This is a genomic window from Pantoea sp. VS1, assembly GCF_002207995.1.
GTDB classification, from domain to species: Bacteria; Pseudomonadota; Gammaproteobacteria; order Enterobacterales; family Enterobacteriaceae; genus Pantoea; species Pantoea dispersa.
The window spans coordinates 357641-376514 of sequence record NZ_NHZE01000045.1 but is presented as its reverse complement, the minus strand read 5'-3'; the positions used below and the strand labels follow the sequence as shown (position 1 = coordinate 376514).

The window sequence follows — 18874 nt, the reverse complement described above, 5'->3', positions numbered from 1 at the left end:
CATGCCAGCTTTTAACGAAACAGAGATTGTGCATTTTCAGTCAGTTAGGTCATCAGAGCGCGTAATGTCTGTTGCAATTGCAACGCAACGCCAACAGCATTTGCTGCATATGCAACTGCTTATGCTTTTTTCCTGCTGTTCATTGCCACTTACCGGGTTTAGCGTGATGGCAGACCTTTACAGGAGCCACCCTCATGCTGACACCTTACAATCAACCGGATTCACCTCGCCTGGTCGACCCGGCATCGCTGGCTTTCCAGTCGCTGCTGGATAAATTCGCACCCACCGACGCCACGGTGCTGATTGTGGGCGAAACCGGCACCGGCAAAGAAGTGGTCGCGCGGTATCTGCATCACCACAGTCCACGCCGGCATGCCCCGTTTCTGGCCGTCAACTGCGGTGCCCTGACAGAAAGCCTGGCAGAAGCTGAATTGTTTGGACATGAGAAAGGAGCCTTTACCGGCGCGACTCAGGCGCACCCTGGCTGGTTTGAAGCGGCGCAGGGCGGCACGCTGCTGCTGGATGAGATCGGTGAACTGAGCCTGCCGCTGCAGGTTAAACTGCTGCGCGTCCTTCAGGAGCGTGAAATTACGCGCGTCGGTTCACGCAAGGCCATTAAAATAGACGTGCGCGTTATCGCCGCAACCCATGTCGATCTGGCGCAGGCCATTCGCGAACGGCGTTTTCGTGAAGATCTGTTTTATCGCCTGAACATCGCCGTTGTTCCCCTGCCACCGCTGCGCCAGCGTCGCGAGGACATCCCGCTGCTGGCACAGCATTTCCTCTCCCTGTACGCACGCCGCCTTGGCCGTCCGGCGCGTCGCCTGTCGCCTGACGCGCTGGAAGCGCTGCGTGACTACAGCTGGCCCGGCAATATTCGTGAGCTGGAGAATACGCTGCACAATGCGGTGCTGCTCAGTCGCGATGAGACATTGACACCGACGCAGCTGCGGCTGGCAGGTTACAGTGAACGTGGATACAGCGAATCGGACGATTCGACGCTGGATAGTTTCCTGCGCCAGCAGATTACGCGCGAACCGCAACAGCTGTTTGATCGGGTGATTCAGAGTCTGATCAGTAACGCACTGGAAATTGCGGACAACAATCAGACGCAGGCCGCCACGCTGCTGGGCATTAGCCGGCACACGCTGCGCACGCATCTGGCACAGATGGGCGTTATAAAAGGGCGGCGCAAGTCTGCCGTCATGGCCTTCGCGCACGTTAGTGGGGCCGCGCGCCCTGAACGCGAGTTGCGCATCGGCTATCAGAAATTTGGCAATCTTGGCGTGTTGAAAGCGCGCCAGACGCTGGAACAGTGCTTCAACCAGCAGGGTATCAGCGTGGTGTGGAGTGAATTCCCCGCCGGTCCGCAACTGTTGTATGCGTTGCAGAATAATGAGATTGATTTCGGCACCACCGGTGAAGTGCCACCTATCTTCGCTCAGGCCAGCGGTAACGCCGTGACTTATATCGCCTGGGAGCCACCCGCGCCGGGCAGCGTCGGGATTGTGGTGCCACGCGACAGTACTATCCACAACCTGGCAGATTTGCGGGGTAAGCGTATCTCGGTCAATAAAGGATCGAATGTTCACTGGCTGTTATTACAGCTGCTGGAGGAAGCCGGCATCGGTCTGGATGAAATTAAAGTGGTGTACACGCCGCCGAAATATCCGCTCACAGCCAGCGATTATCTGGCCGTCGATGCATGGATGATGTGGGATCCGCTGCTGAGTGCCGCAGAAAGCAACGCCGATTTGCGCGTGCTGGAGAAGGGCGAAGGCCGGGTGCGCAACCACCAGTTTTATCTGGCGCGCCATGATTATGTGCAGCAGCATGACGATATCGTGCAGCAGCTGGTAACGAGCCTGCAGCAAACCGGGACCTTTATTGATAATCATCGCCATGAAGCCGCCACTATGCTGGCGCAGGAACTGGGGCTGGAGTTCGCAGCCGTGGAACGTGCCTTATCCCGTCGCAGCCACCAGACCCGGGCCATGGTTTACCACGTCATCAAAGAACAGCAAACTATCGCTGACCGCTTTTATGCGCTCGGTTTAATTCATAAACCGGTGCGCGTGCGTGATGCAGTATGGCAGTCGCCCAGCCAGACTGCGCTTATGGCATAGCGGCTACAGTAAAAGTTATCCACGTTTTCTGTGGATAACACATTGAATATCGTCTGGCTAAATCCCGGTTTTTCTCACGGCAGCATGAAGATTTACTGTGAAATTCGGGCGATTTCAGCCTGAAATCCTGTAGATAAAAATCATATTTTCAAACAGTTAGAGGTGAAATCGCCATGGCGAATGTCGCCTGATCCCGGCAGATTTGGTTAAGGATTCCTCCCGCTGCTTTCACTGTTGCTTTCGCATCCAGCAAAGCTGGCCACCATCAAAGCTTCAACCAGCGATGACGCGGTTTCACCGTATAATATTGAGGGATTGGCGATTTCAGCCTGAAATTCCGGCTAAGGTTGATTTGATTTCATGCACTTAGCGCTGAAATAACGCTGGCGAAGGATGAAATTACGGGGGGGAAATCAGGTGGGTGAGGTAACAATCTGTAGCGGCACGGTTCAGGATGTACGGGATTGTGCTGCTACAGATTGCTTATCATCAGAGGTGAAGCGCTATTACTGATTGAGATACTTATTCAGCGTCTCGGTGATAACGCGATCCAGCTCTTCCTGTAACTCTCTGGACTGACGGTTAAACTCGTAGCTAAACATGCGTCCGCGCGTTTTCTTACGGGCGTAACGGTCTTTATCCGCGAAGGTCCACAGCGGTGTCGCCACCACTTTATCTTTAGCCGGCGCCTGCACCAGTGTCTGGCTGCCGTTACGGACCAGCCGCAGGATGCCATTCTTGACTTCATCTTCCGCCAGACCTTCACGCGCACAGACGCTGTCCACATCCATACCGATAGTTTCAATCAGAGCATCGACCGTCTGACCGGTTTCCTGCAGTTTTTCGTAAGCCTGCAGCAGCGTTTTGTAGTCAGGATAGGTCAACTCTGAATGGTTCGGGAACAGGGTGACCAGTTCCAGCGGCACACTGGCAGCCTGCAGCGCGCGGGTCACTTTTGCCTGAGACAGCCCTTCACTCTGCGCAATCTCTTTTTGCGACAGGCCGCTGTCTTTCAGTGACAGCAAACGCATGCCAACTTCACGCAGATTATGCTCACGCGCGGTCTGGATGTCCTGCGCCAGACGACGGGCTTCTTCGGCAGAGATAGCGACGTCGGTGACCAGCACATCCAGCCCGGTTTTACAGTGCAGCGCGGCCGCCCGACGACGCGAACCATCGAGGATTTCAATCCGATCGCCACGCTTCACGCCAATGGCCGGGAAGAACTGCTGCAGTTTAATGGTACGGATGATATCGCGCAGTGACTCTGGCGTAAGACCGGACTGGTCACGGCCGTTGGTTTCCATCACCACGTACGTACGTTCTTCTATCTCTTTTGCCGTGATGTGTTCCAGGGTGAACAGGGCGCGTTTACCGGTGGAAAGGATAAACGTCTGAGAGTGGCCATCCTCGCTGGGTTCATTTTGTAACGGGCTCTGGCTGAAGGTGCGGCCAATAGTAATTCTTTTTGCGCTCATAATAACCTCAGTTCAGGCGGATAAATTCAATACGATCAAAGACGGCTTTGGCAAAGTCTTCTGCCGCCGAACGCGCGTTTTTCAGGGCTTCGCTGCTGCCGACATAAGTGGAAGGATTAGCGGAGATAACCGTGTCGAACGATTCACCGCAGCGCTCAAAGCCATCCAGTCGCGGCAGCGCCGCATCCAGCATATCGCCTCCAAATATCTCTTTCGCCAGGCTGTGACACATCTTGTGGTCCGCTTTATTCGACAGCTTGGACATAAAGCCAATGTTGCCCTGCAACCGGCAGGTGGCTCCCGACTCTTCGATGATGTCGATAAGCTCGGGCAGGCGCGTCAGATACTTCAGCGTCGAGTGGAAATCAACCTGTGCCGGCGGCACCGGCGTCATCAGCAAATCGGAAGCGGCAATGGCGTTTTTCAGGAAGGCATCCAGATGTGGGCCGCTGTCAATAAAGATGAAGTCGTAATCTTTTTTCAGCTTAGCCACCACGTTTTCATACAGCACCGCATGCACGTTTTGCTGCGGCAGATGCTCTGCACACAGCTCTTCCCAGCGTGAAGCAATGAAAGCGTCATCGATTGAGGCGGGCAGTACGTCAACGCCAGGAATAATCGACGGCACAATAAATTCGCTTTTCAGCTCTTCGCGGCTGACGTTTTGCAGCATCGCCTGAGCTGCGGTGGCTTCAACCAAACCGACCGAACGTTCATGATTCAGGAACATGGTGGCCGAAGACTGCGGATCGAGATCGATAACCAGGATGCGTAAATCTTCGAACAGCAGGTGCGGATGCGCGCGCAGCGCGTGCGCCAGCGATACTGTTGAAACGGTTTTAGACACGCCGCCTTTCAGGTTACCGACAAACAGCGTAAACGCTTCAGGATGGCGATCGCGGTATTTCGGGACGCCGCGATGATGGTAGATGTCGATAATATTTTGGATCGACATCGCGTACTTGGTGGAACTGCCGGCCGCGCGCTTATCAAACGGATAGCCGTTTTCTTCCATCTCGTTAACCGCGTAATCGACACTGGCGCGCGTTAGCTTGGGCAACTTGGCTAACGCCGCTTTGGCATAAACCTGGTAAAAAGTATTCTCGTGCAACTCTTCTTTTTGCGCCTGAATCTGCTCCGTCAGGCTCATCAGCATTCTTTCTGAGCGTTGAGCGACTTTCAGAACCTGCTTCTCATCGTTAGCCATACTTGCTCCACACATGTAGGATTTATGACTTTATACCGAAATCCTGCACATGAGGCAAATCTATCTCATCTGTTCATTATCGGCTCGTGTTGTAAAAAGACCTTTTGCAAGAGAGGCTTAAACGACATGTTCACTGGAGTCAGTAGCGCGCGCTGGTTGATTACCCATCAATTGATGAAAATGTTATCGGTATAAGAGCAGCACTCTGCCACTGTTCACTGTAGTCAGTAACCAACCTGTCTGGCAGAAGCGCTCAATCACAGTGAAATACTGCGCGCCGTTACCTGACAGAGCAGCACGCACGTTCACTATAATCAGCGGGTAACGTAAAGGAATGGATTGCGTTCACTGTACTCAGCATAACATTCACTGCAATCAGTAATCCTGCCGGAAGATTCACTGTAATCAGTAATCCTTTCGCACAGGGACAGCGCTACCCGCGCCAGGGTGAGCCAGTGCGCAAGAGTAAATGTTCACTGTAGTCAGTGATTCTGCGATCATCCGCTCACCAAATGAGCAGGATTCACTGTAGTCAGCACAAGCCCACTACATTCTTCCCTCTGTGACTGCCTGCATAGCACGGTGTGAGGGGGGCCTGCCGGCCAGTGAGAAGGGGAAAAGCTGCGCACGATGAGAATTACGCGGTTTGCGATTGCGGGCTGGCGAGCATCGCCTGCAGGAAGATTGGGCTGCGTCGCGGCGAGCGCCGTACAGTGCAGTGCAGTGCGATGTTCAGGGCCGCCTTCCTTGCGGCAATCTGCCAGCGCATCGATTGATGCAGGTATAAGATTCACTGTAATCAGTAAACTGCGACGTCGATGCAGCGGCATTCACTGTAGTCAGTAAACTATGAATGCCTTTTCGTCAATGTTCACTGTAATCAGTAATGTGACCGTTATCAGATATTCATAACCTGATCGCTGCGGCGCATTCACTGTAGTCAGTAGAAGAAAAAGCGTGTTTAAACCTGAATTGCTGACCTGCCTGACTGAGCATTCACTGTAATCAGTAAACCCGACCATCTTTATCGCGCCAGGTCGAGGGAGGGTCGTGCGGCACAGGGAAGGGCACTCAGCTAGCAACATTCACTGTAATCAGTAGCCGGGTTCGCGCGCGCTGTGCTTTGAGGCAGCAAGACCTGACAAACACGTTCACTGTAATCAGTAAATGCCCGCTTAGCCTCAGCCCGATAACGTTCACTGTAGTCAGTAGCTGGCTTTCCCTTCCATGCAGGCCAGTGCCTGCGGTGAGGGCAGGGGAGTGTTGAGAACGTTCACTGCAATCAGTAACGCAGAGAGCCGTTTCGTCATGAAATGACGTTCACGATAATCGGTAATCCCTCCCACGATTCACTGTAATCAGCGATAGTGACCAACCCTGTCACTTTTACTGGTTACTTTTACAGCATAATTACTGAATACAGTGAATGTATTACTGTATATCGTTTATTACGCTTAATTTACAATCAGATACGATAAAGCGTTCACTGTAATCAGTGAGGTCGTATGCTTACGTGTTCACTGTGGTCAGCAGAATCGCCCGGCAGACCAGACATTCACTGTAATCAGCCAGACGGTCTCTGAAAGCGTAAACGAGATGTCTGTCAACCCACCTGGTAAGTACCCACTATCAATAAAAGCGCTGTTATGCATGAAAAGGAAGGTTTGACGATTTTTACGGAACAGGCGATACCGGCAGCGACCACTGATTACAGTGAATGCTACCAATTACAGTGAACAGATCAGGTTGTGCTGATTACAGTGAATGAGAGGAAAGCGGCAGTGTCACTTTTAGGCTCAGTGACACTGCGGAAAGAGGGTGAACTGATTACAGTGAATGGGTGAAGTCAGTCTTCGAAATCGAGGTCTTCCAGCGAATCGATACTTTCCAGATTGCTGATACCATCGAGTTTGGGTGTCCGGCTGTGAATGATAAAAAATACCGAACGGCCCCGTTTCACTTCGGAGTAATCCAGATAGCCAATCTCTTTCAGCTGCTCCATGGCGCGCCGCACCACATGGTTTTGCGTGGTGGTTTTTGAGCCGAGATTAAGACGCATGCGTAAGCGCGCCAGGGAGATAGGCGCCGGATTAGTGGGCAGGCTTTCCAGGTAGGTATACAGCGCCTGCGCCGACTCCTTACGCTTGAGGCGCGAGATAGCACGCAGCTGCAGCAGCACCTTGTGGTCGAAGTTATACAGCTCAAACAGCTTCGGATCGGCCTGAATGCGCACCAGATCTTTCTCACGATCGTAGTAAGCCGACTGCACCAGGTGCGTGTGGTAGGCTTTACCATTCCCCTCAAACGACAGGGTATTGGTTGCGATACGTCGCAGCGAGGCGTCAAGACGCTTACGCAGCGCCGCGGACGAGTTGGCCGAGGGAATACCGCACATCTTGACGAAGTCGATAAACGGCAGCGTGACGGTGTCGCCCTTCGACGGATAACGCGAGAAAGACTGAATGATGCCGGCCCAGGTTTTGAAATCATTATCCATATCCAGCCGTGCGCCGGTGATGGTAATCTTTTCATAACCTTCCGCTTTCACCAGCGACAGGTTTTTGAGCTCTTTGGTGGCATCGGTTGAAGCCATCGCGCCGGATTTCCCGCGCGCCGTTGACTTTAGGGTAGGAACAAACAGACCCAGGCGCATCAGTGCGACCGGTTGTACGGTGTTATTTTTATTGGGATGAAGCTGAATAACTTCACCACTGTTTTTCGTCACCGACAGAAAAGGTTCAAGTAACGCCTTGTTTTCACTCTCTTTATCTGCCATAGCCTGAGATCTTCATTCTGTGGATGAAAAGGATCGGTATCTGATTACAGTGAACATTAACACTGTTTATAGTGAACATTCTACTGTCTATAGTGAATAAAGTACTGACTATAGTGGATACTTTACTGATTATAGTGAACACGATCACCTTCTCAGCCCTTGTCGGGTGCGGCCTGCCGCGATCGGGGATCTCTTGGGATCTCTTTTAGATCTCTTTATGATCTTTCTTTAAGATCTAATCACTGTATAAGTGGATAACCCGTTGAGGCGACTGATGCTGATAAGCGTAACCTGCAGAATATTCGCTTACGTCTTTAAATCACCCTGTGAGGGTGGAAAATGAAAATCTTCAGGCCTGCGCTGCCTCTCAATTCATTTCAAGTGAACAACTTGCTCTCATCTATTCATTTTTCATCACCTGATGGCTGGCGTAAGGTAGATCTCACTCTGATCAACCCGATTATCTGACGAAGACATCTTATGACTGATCACGTTATTTCACGTAATCCCACCAGCGGCGAAATCATTGCCACTTATCCCCTGCAGAATGCAGCCGAGCTGGAAACGGCTTTACAGCAAAGCGCCAGCGCCTTTGCGCAGTGGCGTAACACAGAGATGGCACAGCGCGTAAAGGTACTGCGTCAGCTGGGTGAGCAGCTGCGCCAGCGTCAGGATCAACTGGCTACGCTCGCCACGCTGGAAATGGGTAAACCCATTGCGCAGGCGCGTGCCGAAGTCCTGAAATGCGCCAGCCTGTGTGACTGGTATGCTGAACACGGACCGGCAATGCTGGCCGATCAGCCCACGCTGGTGGAGAACCAGCAGGCCTGGCAATCGTTTCGTCCTCTCGGTGTGATCCTGGCGGTGATGCCGTGGAATTTTCCTTACTGGCAGGTCCTGCGCGGCGCGGTCAGCATGCTGCTGGCGGGCAACACCTACCTGCTGAAACACGCTCCAAGCGTCATGGGCTGCGCCTGGCTGATGCAGGAACTGTTTGCTGCGACCGATTTGCCGCGCGGCGCATTCAATGTAATCAACGTTGATAACGACGGTGTCTCTGCTGCCATAAAAGATCCGCGCGTCGCAGCCATCGCAGTGACCGGAAGCGTGCGTGCTGGTGGGGCTATCGCCGCTCAGGCCGGTGCGGTACTGAAAAAAACCGTGCTGGAGTTAGGCGGTGCCGATCCTTTTATCGTTCTGGCGGATGCCGATCTGGATGCGGCAGTGGCCTCAGCGGTCACAGGGCGCTACCAGAACAGCGGGCAGGTGTGTATGGCAGCCAAACGCTTCATCATTGAAGAGAGCATCGCAGAGGCGTTTGAGGCGCGTTTCAGCGCAGCCGTGCAGGCACTGAAAGTGGGCGATCCGCTGCAGGAAGAGACTTATATCGGTCCGATGGCACGCTACGATCTGCGTGATGAACTGGATCATCAGGTGCAGGAAACCCTGCAGCAGGGTGCACGTCTGGTGCTGGGCGGCCACAAGATCGAGGGCGTCGGCAACTATTATGCGCCAACCATTCTTGCCGACGTCACGCCCGCGATGACCGCTTTTCGTCAGGAGATCTTCGGGCCGGTGGCGGCGATCACCGTCGCGCGCGATGCGCAACATGCACTGCAGCTGGCGAATGACAGCGAGTTTGGCCTGAGCGCCACCGTGTGGAGCGGCAATGAAGCGCTGGCGCAGGAACTGGCAGAGCAGCTGGAAACCGGCGCGGTGTTTATCAACGGCAACGGCGCCTCAGATCCGCGCGTCGCTATCGGTGGCGTGAAAAAGAGTGGTTATGGCCGCGAACTCTCCAGCTTCGGCGTCCACGAGTTCTGTAACATCCAGACGGTGTGGAAAAACCGTCGCTAACCCGGCCGGGGCGCGCCATACTGTGCGCCCCAACTTTCGGAAGCAATCCTTGTATGCAGACGCCAGGCATTCTTATCCTTGCTGCCGGTCTCGGCAGCCGCTTTCGTCAGGCCGGCGGTACCGGACATAAACTGCTGGCGCCGTATCCTGACGATAATGGCGTGCCTCAGCCGCTGCTGAAGCTGACGCTGCAGCAGGCGCAGCGCAGCGGTTTGCCGCTTCTCCTCATTATCCGGCCGGAAGATGGTGCCATTCAACAGCTGGCACAGCAGTGCGGCGTCGCGACCTGCACTATTGCCAGCGCCGGCAGCGGTGAAAGCATTGCCGCTGGCGTGCGGGCCACCGCCCACTGGCATGGCTGGCTGATCGTACCGGGTGATATGGCGTGGGTGAGGGCGGAGGATCATCAATGCGTTGCGCAGGCGCTGCACAACGGCGCGCCGCAGGTACGGCTCAGCTGGCAAAATCAGCCGGGCCACCCGGTGGGATTTGCCGCGCACTATGGCGCGGCGCTCGCTCAACTGCAGGGCGACAGCGGTGCCCGCGCGCTGCTCGACCCGGCTATTCTCATCACTCTGCCGGCCCATCAGGGCACGATCCGCGACGCGGATCTGCCGCGATCCGGGGCAAGCCGCTGACCGGCAGCACGCCTGACTGGGTCAGTGGCTGCCGGGATTAGCGCGCACCTGCGCCACTTTTTCGCTCAGATTCTGCCACGCCGGTTGGTCAGGTGCGTAGCGCTGGCGCAGCCAGGCGGCAATATCCGCAACCTGCTTATCCGACAAACTGGCGGCAAAGCCGGGCATATAACCGAGCGCATCGGTTGCCGGTTTGTCGATACCGTGCAGCACCACCTGTAACAGATTATCCGGCGTCGCGCTGGTTATGCTGCTGCTGTTGGCCATCGATGGGCTGACGCCAAACAACTGCGGTCCGCCCTCGCTGGCGCTGTGGCAGGCCTGACAGGCGCCTTTAAACAGCCGTTCCCCTGCGGCAGTGTTCCATGCCGGTTTTGCCGCCGGCGCAGCGACAGGGCGCGCTGCCTGACCATTAATGTCTGCCAGATAGCTGGCCATGGCGCGCACGTCGGCTTCCGGCAGGGTGGCGAGATGGCTTACTACCGGAGCCATCGGTCCGGCGGCAACGCCGTGCTGCGCATCGTAACCATTGCGCAGATAGTTATACAGCGACTGCGCGGTCCACGGCTGCGGGGCTTTATTCAGCTGATTGAGCGCGGGCGCTTCCCAGCCGTCGACCCAGCCACCGGCGAGGAAATTATCCCCGCTTTTTTCCGCGCCCAGCAAATTACGCGGCGAGTGGCAGGCACCGCAGTGTCCGGCTCCGTTCACCAGATAGGCACCGCGATTCCATTCGGCGCTTTTGCGGGGGTCAGGCTGATATTCGCCGCGCCCGAGGTAGAGAGCGTTCCAGCCCGCCATCAGGAAGCGCAGGTTATAGGGAAAGCGCATCTGGTTTTCTGGCGGTGCCTGCTGTACCGCCGGCTGCGACATCAGCCAGGCGTACAGCGCCTGCATATCGCCTTCGCTCAGCTGGCGAAAGCTGGTGTAAGGAAATGCCGGATAGAGATGATGACCGTCGCGGCTGATGCCCTCGCGCATGGCGCGATCGAAGGCGTTAAATGACCAGCTGCCGATGCCGGTCTGTTTATCCGGCGTGATGTTGGTGGTGTACAGCGTGCCAAACGGCGTCTCCATCTTCAGGCCGCCGGCATTGGTCGCGCCGCCTTCCGCGGTATGGCATACCGCGCAGTCACCGGCGGCGGCCACCTGACGACCGCGTTCCAGCATCTCTGCCGACCAGCTTCCGGCGGCCGGGGGTGTCACGGGCGCAATCGGTGCGCGCCACGGCAGCGCGTTAATCGCCACGCCAGCGGCGAGGCCGAGCAATCCTGTTACGCCACCCAGCGCCCATTTTCGGCTGCGGCGGCGGGCGGTTTGGGCCGGTGCGGCCAGCTGTGGCTCCGGCTGCGGATCGGGGCCGTTCAGCGCCTGACGCAGTTTGTCAGCGGTAATGGGCAATTCGCGAAAACGGATACCGGTGGCATCAAACACCGCGTTAGCGATGGCCGCGGCGCTGGGCACCGACGCGGATTCCCCCGCGCCGAGCGGCGGTTCGTGCGGGCGCGGCACCATCATCACGTCGATATCCGGCACTTCCGGAAACGTCAGGATCGGGTAGCTGCCCCATTCCTGGCTGGCGATCAGGTTGCTTTCAATCGTCACCTGTTCTTTGAGCACCCGGCTGGTGGACTGAATGACATTGCCGTGAATCTGATGCTTTACCCCTTCCGGGTTGATCATCATGCCGGCATCATGGCCCACGGTGATGCGCGTAACGGCGATCTCGCCGCTCTGCTTATCAATCGCGACATCCGCGACCCAGGCAGCCCAGGCGGCACCGAAGCCGGGAAATTTGCTGTGAATATAGCGTGCGTAGGCAAAACCGCGTCCGCGCAAAATGCCGGGTTCGCTGGCGGTCTGCTGAATGGCGGTGCGCGGCGTCCAGTCTGCGCGCGCAGCGGTGGATCGCATTAGCTCGGCGGCGCGATCGTCCTGAATGTAGCGCAGCCGGTACTCCACCGGATCGACGCCTGCCGCGTGGGCCAGCTCATCCATATAGGATTCATGGGCAAAGGTGTTGGGCAGGGCTGAAACGCCGCGCATCCACGAGGCGCGTACAATCGGCGCCATGTCCTCAATGGTGACGCGCAGATGGGGAAAATCGTAAGGTGGAATGGAGGTGCGATCGCCCATTTCATACGCCAGCGCCACCGGATCGACGCGGCCGGTCAGCAGCAGCGCAAGGGTGGGTGCGCCATTGGACGGATAAGACGTAGTGAAATCGTACACCTGCGGATTGCCCTGCGCGTCCAGCCCGCCGTCCACCTCCATCAGCTGCGCAGTGCCTTTCGGTTCCCACACGTGTTCCTGGGCGCGCGTCAGCTGTACCCGCACAGGCTGGCCTACTGCGCGTGACAGCAGCGCCGCATCGGCGGCCACGTCATCGGCGCAGTTGCGCCCGTAGCAACCGGCGGCTTCCATGCGGTTCACTTCAATGGTCTCTTCCGGCCTCTCCAGCAACCATGCCAGATCGGCGCGCAGCAGGTGCGGGTTCTGCGTGCCGCTCCACACCTGCAGCGAATCAGGCTGATAGTCGGCCACCGCGCAGGAAGGGCCAATCGACGCATGCAGCTGATAGGGCCAGACATAGCTGCGGGTAAAACGCTGCGCGACATTCGCCAGCGCGGCATCCACTTCACCGCTGTCATGCACCACGCGCGAAGTGCGGGGATTATCACGAATAGCCTGTTCGATATCGCGCAGGTCCGGCAGGCTGTGTTCCCATGGCTTCCAGCGCACCTGTAACGCGTCCATCGCGGCGATGGCCTGCTCCTCGCGCTCGGCCACCACGCCGACAAAATCCGCGATCTGCACCACTTTCACGATGCCTTCGAGATGCGCGATCGAGCTTTCGTCAATGCTGAGCAATGAGGTGCCGACAAAGCTACCAGTGTCATAGCCCGCATACGGTGGACGGATGACCCGGCCGTGCAGCATACCGGGCATGCGCAGGTCATGCACCCACGTCAGTTCGCCGGTGGCTTTGGCGGGAATATCCACCCGCGCCGAGCTGGTACCAACCAGGCGATATTCACTGGCGGGCTTGAGTGTTACCTGATGATCAATCGGCACGATGCTGCGCTGCTGCTGCACCAGTTCGGCGAATGACAATTGCACACCGCTGGGGTGCTGCAGGAAACCGCCGTCCAGCGTAATGCTCTCCACCGGCAGCTGCCAGCGCGCGGCGGCCTGTTGTAACAGCCACTGGCGCGCCGTTGCAGCCGCTTTACGCAGTGGTACGGCAGAAATTTGCAACGTGGCGCTGGCGATGGTGGCACCCTGGTTGGGCACGCGCAGCGTATCGCCCAGCACCATTTGTACCTGATCCATGCGCAGACTGAGCTCTTCGGCGACGATTTGCGTCAGCGCGGTTTTCACCCCGGTGCCGAGATCGACATGGCCATTGAAGGCCCAGACGCGGCCGTAACCGTCAATAGCCAGAAACAGTGCCCGCTCTTTGGCTTTCAGCGTTGGCGTCTGGCCTTTGGGCACCAGCCCCGGCGGCGGCTGAATCTCATCGACAATCAACAGGATGTCGCTGGCTGCCAGCAACTGCTGCTGCGTGGGTATGTTAGCCGCACTCATGATGCCGCCTCCGCCTGCTGCAGGCATAAGGTGATGGCACGCTTCACCGCGCACAGAATCTCCTGATGGGTGCCACAGCGGCACAGATTACCGCTTAGCGCCGCACGTATCTGCCGGTCATCAGGGCAGGGCTGAGCGCGCAGCAGCGCGGCGGTGGTCATGATCATGCCGTTAAGGCAGTAACCGCATTGCGCGGCCTGCGCCTCAATAAACGCCTGCTGCACCGGATGCAGCGCTTCGCGGTTGCCCAGGCCTTCCAGCGTGGTGATAGCGCGCTGACGCACGCCATACGCCGGGATGACGCAGGCGCGCGCGGCAACGCCATCGATCAGCACGGTGCAGGCGCCGCATTCGCCCAGGCCGCAGCCATATTTGGGTCCGTTAAGCTGGAGTTGATTACGCAGCACCAGCAGCAGCGAGGTATCGCGATAGCTGCTGATGGAGTGAGTCGCGCCGTTCACCTCAAGGGCGTAATGGCACGTGGATGCAGGTGAAACCGGTGTGGCAGTCTGATGTGCCAGCATTTTCATTATTAACCGCCTTAGCGAGGCGGCTAAGCGCCCCGGGTTAGGGCTGGCTCGTATCGTCCAGCATTTTCTTCAGCAGATAAATCAGCGCGACCCGTTCGGCCGGATTCAGCTGCCCGTAAGTCATTTCGGTGATGCGCATCGCGTTGTCAGTCGTGCTGTCAATCAGGCGGTGGCCTGCATCGGTCAGCATGACAATCACTTTGCGTTTGTCGGTGGGATCGGGACCCAGACTGACCAGATCGCGCGCCTTAAGACGCTCAACCACACCGCGAATGGTGGCCTGATCGACGGCGGTATAGCGCACTAAATCGTTCTGTGCGCTCGGACCGCGATCGCGCAGCGCACAGAGGGTAATAAATTGCACGGCGGTGATCTGTGAATCACCGACGTGTTGCTGAAAAATCGCCGCATGGCGTTGATACACCTTGCGCAACAGATGGCCAACCTGCTCGGTATAGTCATAGCGCTGGTCTGCGCGCGGATCCTGCTGGTGCGACATGCCTTTATCCTTTTTCCCGGAAACTGTCAGGCAGTGTAATGCATTGTCACTGCGCTGGCAGCCGTTCCCTGCGCACGATTAACGCGCGCGTGAGGCCTCCGGTGCCACCACTTCACCTTCCGCCACCACCAGCAAATCGTCCACTTTGATGTCGCAGCGGCGCAGAGCAATGTCCATATGGCACGGCGTTTTGCGCTTACCGCCCACTTCGGTGTTCGGTCCAGTCGAAAACAGGAAGTTGCCGTAAAAGGCGCGCGCGTCCATACACATGCCGTCGTTTTTGTCGTGTAATCCCATCGCTGTCCACTGCGCGCGCGGCTGCAGTCCCCAGCCGATGTGGGAAATACCGTACACTTCCGGATCGTTGAAGTAGCGCATGTAATCGCGCAGATACTCAGCCTCAAAGCCGCCGTGGATGTGGGTGACAAAGCCCTGCTCAATCTCCAGCGTAATACGTTCACGCGCGTAAGATTTAAACGGCAGCAGGATGTCGCCGACGTCCAGCACCAGCACGCCTTCAGCCTGCTCTTCATTCGGCCAGGTGAACAGGAAGCCGCTCGGCCAGTGATCCCAGCGGCCTGGCTCATCCGCGTAGCCATATTCCGTCACCGTGGGGTACTGGCCGAGCGGGGCGCGAAAATCACTGCCGGCCGGCGACTTCACCGTCATCATGCGCGCTTTTTCCAGCACCGCCGCCGCGGCCAGTACCCGCGACTTGTCCTCTTCAGTGGGCAACATTCGTGCCAACACTTCTGGCGGCTCGACGGCCAGCAAAATTCGCGTCCCGGTTTTCAGAATTTGTTCCTGCTCCGGCGAATGCAGCAGCATCATGGTATCGACGATCAGGTCCGCCGCTTCCAGCGCGCGCTGTGCGGCAATGTTGCCAGTAAGCGCGGTATCACCGCAGTAGGCGGTCATGTCGTTACCCATTGCCGTCGGGTGATTGAAGGCCGGCAGCTCAACGCAATACACCTTCGCGCCCAATCGTAGTGCAGCATCAGTGGCGGCCTGCACGGTGCGTGCATCGGAATAGTGACTTTTCAGAATGGCGACGCTCTGGCTGGCGTCGACTTTCGACAGCCGTAAAACCTGCTCGAACATCTGGCCTAACTGGCTCTGATTTACTGCCATAGCGGTTTCCTCTCAGGGTTAGATGTCAGACAATTTGCTGCGCAAAACTTCAGCTATTTATAGCGAACACGCTTTATGTGTTTGTTATAGACGTGTTGCGAAGAACAGTGCAAGCATTTCTTTTTGACATAAGAAAAGCCTATTTAACCTTATCATCAGGCTGTGATTAACATCATGTTATCGAGTTTTCACTGTAAATACGGTTGCTTTTAACAGTGTCATAACCTCAATAATTAAAGTGTATGCACTATAAATTCAGCGTCGGGTTTGATCGTTTATCGGTGTGCATACCTTCAAATCAGCGTCAGTGTGAGAGGAAAATATGAGCAATATGAAACGCATCGCGGTGATCGGCGCCGGGCTGGGCGGGCTTGCCGCCGGCTCGCTGTTACAGAAAGCGGGATTTCATGTCACGGTTTATGAACAAAGCCCGGCTTTCTCCCGTCTGGGTGCCGGCATCCACATGGGGCCGAACGTGCTCAAGGTGTTTCGCCGCATGGGCATCGAACAGCAGCTGGAGGATCTGGCTTCGCATCCCGATTTCTGGTTCAGCCGCGACGGTGAAACCGGGGAGTATTTGTCACGCATTCCGCTGGGCGCTTATGCGCGCAAAGAGTACGGTGCGGCTTATGTCACGGTGCACCGGGGCGATTTGCAGGCCATGCAGATGACCAGTCTGCAGCCGGGCAGCGTCCAGTTCGGCAAGTGCCTGAGCAGCGTCGAAGACAGCGGCAGCGATGTGGTGCTGCGTTTTCAGGACGGCAGCGAAGCGCGCGCGGATATCGTGATTGGCGCAGATGGCATCAACTCAAAGCTGCGTGAACATCTGCTGGGGGTGGAAGCGCCCACTTACAGCGGCTGGGTGGCGCACCGTGCGCTAATCCGTGGCGAACAACTGCGCAAATACAACCTCAGCTTTGAAGATTGCGTCAAGTGGTGGTCTGAAGATCGTCATCTGATGGTTTATTACACCACCAAAGCGCGCGACGAATATTATTACGTCTCCGGGGTGCCGCACCCGGCGTGGGATATCAAAGGCAGCTTCGTTGAAAGTAGTCAGCAGGAGATGCTGGAAACCTTTGGTCACTACCATCCGGTGGTACAGGCGCTGATCGAGTGCAGCGAATCGGTCACCAAATGGCCGCTGCTCAACCGCCAGCCGCTGCCGGTATGGAGCGAAGGGCGCATTGTGCTGCTGGGTGATGCCTGCCATCCTATGAAACCGCACATGGCGCAGGGCGCTGCGATGGCCATTGAAGATGCCGCCATGCTGTCGCGCTGCCTGACGGAAACCGGTCTTGATGATTATCGCACCGCATTCCGCCTGTATGAAGCCAACCGCAAAGAACGTGCGTCGCGCGTGCAGGCCGTCTCTAACGCCAATACTTTCCTGCGCACCCAGGAAGATCCGGCCTGGGTGTACGGCTACGACGTGTTTGCCGCGCCGCTGAAAAGCGAGGTGACTTCATGAGCCGTTTTATGCACGGCGGTCAGGTACAGGCCAACGGCATTCGCCAGCACTATCTGCGCTACGGCGGCAGCGGGCCCGCGCTGATCCTCGTACCGGGTATCACCAGCCCGGCAATCACCTGGGGTTTTGTGGCGGAAGTTTTTGCGCAGTATTTTGATACCTGGGTACTGGACGTGCGCGGTCGCGGGCTCTCCAGCAGCGGTGAAGGGCTGGATTACGGCATGGAGAGCTGCGCCGATGACATCAACGCCTTCGCGGATGCGCTGGGGCTGACGCGCTATCACCTGGTTGGCCATTCGATGGGCGCGCGCTTCATCATGCGTGCGGCGGTGAAACAGCCAGCCGGCGTGCTGTCGCTGTCGCTGATCGATCCGCCAGTTTCCGGGCCGGGCCGGCGTCTCTATCCGGGGCAGTGGCCGTGGTATGAAGATTCCATTCGCGACGCGCAGCGCGGCATGGATGCTGAAGCCATGAAGCAATACTGCCCGGCCTGGAGCGATGACCAGCGCCAGCTGCGCGCCGAGTGGCTGCACACCTGCTATACGCCAGCCATCCGTCGCGCCTACGACGATTTTCACCAGCTCGATATCCACCAATATTTCCCTCAGCTGCCGGCAAAAACTCTGCTGATGGTGGCAGGCAAGGGCGGCGTCATTCAGGCGGAAGATGAAGCCGAAATCCGCGAGCTGTTGCCGACCATTGAGATCAGCCGGGTAGCCGGCGCCGGTCACATGATCCCGTGGGATGATTTTCACGGTTTCTTCAATGCCTTTGGCACCTTCCTTGGCCCCTCACTGACTCCGGAGACGCAGCCATGACGCGTTCGTATCGTATCGGCCAGATTGTGCCGAGTTCCAACATCACCATGGAAACCGAAATTCCCGCCATGCTGCAGGCGCGCCAGCTGATTCGCCCGGAGCGGTTTACCTTCCACTCCAGCCGTATGCGCATGAAGCATGTCAATAAAGATGAGCTGGCGGCGATGGATAAAGAGTCCGACCGCTGTGCGCTGGAGCTGTCCGACGCGCGCGTTGACGTGCTCGGCTATGCCTGTCTGGTGGCGATCATGGCGATGGGCCCGGGCTATCATCGCCAGTCTCAGCAGCGTCTGACGCAGGTCACGCGAGACAACGAGGCGCTGGCACCGGTGATCACCAGTGCCGGCGCGCTGGTCGATGCGCTGCATATCATGGGCGCGAAGAAGATCGCGCTGGTGGCGCCCTACATGAAGCCGCTGACCGAGCTGGTGGTGGATTACATCCAGCGCGAAGGGATTGAGGTAAAGCAGTGGCGCGCACTGGAAATTGCCGATAACCTCGCCGTCGCCCGCCACGACCCGGCCAATTTACCTGGCATCGTGGCGGACATGACGCTGACGGATGTTGATGTGGTGGTGCTGTCGGCCTGCGTGCAGATGCCATCGCTGCCGGCGGTGGCAAAAGTGGAGGCGCAGACCGGCAAGCCGGTAATTACGGCCGCCATTGCCACCACGTATGCTCTGCTGAAGGCGCTGGAGCTGGAGCCGGTGGTGCCGGGCGCGGGCGCACTGCTGTCCGGTGCGTGGTAAGGAGAA

The 18874-nt window shown here is 57.3% G+C and carries 13 protein-coding genes; 6 read left to right on the top strand and 7 right to left on the bottom strand.

The genetic code is table 11. The features are described from left to right. Window positions 1–194 precede the first annotated feature (194 nt). Window positions 195–2126 (top strand): sigma-54-dependent Fis family transcriptional regulator, encoded by a 1932-nt coding sequence (locus CBW22_RS18580; RefSeq protein WP_088517467.1) that lies wholly within the window; start codon window positions 195–197, stop codon window positions 2124–2126. Between the two features lie 506 nt (window positions 2127–2632). Here CBW22_RS18580 and CBW22_RS18575 read toward each other — a convergent pair. The 3 genes from CBW22_RS18575 to CBW22_RS18565 form a co-directional block, all read right to left on the bottom strand. Then, a complete protein-coding gene (locus CBW22_RS18575) occupies window positions 2633–3604 on the bottom strand; it encodes a ParB family protein (RefSeq protein ID WP_058780984.1) in 972 nt (323 codons plus the stop codon). Between the two features lie 7 nt (window positions 3605–3611). Next, window positions 3612–4811: an AAA family ATPase gene (locus CBW22_RS18570; protein ID WP_058776156.1), complete on the bottom strand. Its 1200-nt coding sequence runs from the start codon at window positions 4809–4811 to the stop codon at window positions 3612–3614. Window positions 4812–6657: 1846 nt separating this feature from the next. Beyond that, window positions 6658–7587, bottom strand: a complete 930-nt coding sequence (locus tag CBW22_RS18565) for a RepB family plasmid replication initiator protein (protein ID WP_021508802.1) — start codon at window positions 7585–7587, stop codon at window positions 6658–6660. 480 nt (window positions 7588–8067) lie between these two features. Between CBW22_RS18565 and CBW22_RS18560 the strand changes: the two genes are divergently transcribed. Beyond that, entirely contained in the window at window positions 8068–9444 is a 1377-nt protein-coding gene (locus CBW22_RS18560; RefSeq protein ID WP_088517466.1) for an aldehyde dehydrogenase family protein, read from the top strand. 53 nt (window positions 9445–9497) lie between these two features. Then, window positions 9498–10082 (top strand): nucleotidyltransferase family protein, encoded by a 585-nt coding sequence (locus CBW22_RS18555; protein WP_088517465.1) that lies wholly within the window; start codon window positions 9498–9500, stop codon window positions 10080–10082. Window positions 10083–10103: 21 nt separating this feature from the next. On the opposite strand, the gene CBW22_RS18550 is transcribed toward CBW22_RS18555, so the two are convergent. From CBW22_RS18550 to CBW22_RS18535, 4 genes are all read right to left on the bottom strand, one after another. Beyond that, the gene (locus tag CBW22_RS18550) at window positions 10104–13670 is read right to left on the bottom strand and encodes a molybdopterin cofactor-binding domain-containing protein (protein ID WP_088517464.1); all 3567 of its coding nucleotides are present in this window, start codon (window positions 13668–13670) and stop codon (window positions 10104–10106) included. Then, window positions 13667–14194, bottom strand: coding sequence for a (2Fe-2S)-binding protein (locus CBW22_RS18545; protein ID WP_374710389.1), 528 nt, complete (start codon window positions 14192–14194; stop codon window positions 13667–13669). Before CBW22_RS18545 ends, CBW22_RS18550 begins: the two co-directional genes overlap by 4 nt. A gap of 43 nt (window positions 14195–14237) precedes the next feature. Next, window positions 14238–14699 (bottom strand): MarR family winged helix-turn-helix transcriptional regulator, encoded by a 462-nt coding sequence (locus CBW22_RS18540; protein ID WP_021508807.1) that lies wholly within the window; start codon window positions 14697–14699, stop codon window positions 14238–14240. Window positions 14700–14777: 78 nt separating this feature from the next. Continuing rightward, a complete protein-coding gene (locus CBW22_RS18535; protein ID WP_088517463.1) occupies window positions 14778–15830 on the bottom strand; it encodes a 2,5-dihydroxypyridine 5,6-dioxygenase in 1053 nt (350 codons plus the stop codon). Between the two features lie 322 nt (window positions 15831–16152). Here CBW22_RS18535 and CBW22_RS18530 point away from each other — a divergent pair, with 322 nt between their 5' ends. The 3 genes from CBW22_RS18530 to CBW22_RS18520 are packed head-to-tail and all read left to right on the top strand — an operon-like array spanning window position 16153 to window position 18868. Then, a complete protein-coding gene (locus CBW22_RS18530) occupies window positions 16153–17301 on the top strand; it encodes an FAD-dependent monooxygenase (protein WP_058780991.1) in 1149 nt (382 codons plus the stop codon). Further along, window positions 17298–18119 (top strand): alpha/beta fold hydrolase, encoded by an 822-nt coding sequence (locus tag CBW22_RS18525; RefSeq protein ID WP_088517462.1) that lies wholly within the window; start codon window positions 17298–17300, stop codon window positions 18117–18119. Before CBW22_RS18530 ends, CBW22_RS18525 begins: the two co-directional genes overlap by 4 nt. A 47-nt stretch (window positions 18120–18166) precedes the next feature. Then, on the top strand, window positions 18167–18868 hold the full coding sequence (locus CBW22_RS18520; protein WP_199188990.1) for a maleate cis-trans isomerase family protein: 702 nt from the start codon (window positions 18167–18169) through the stop codon (window positions 18866–18868). Window positions 18869–18874 lie beyond the last annotated feature (6 nt).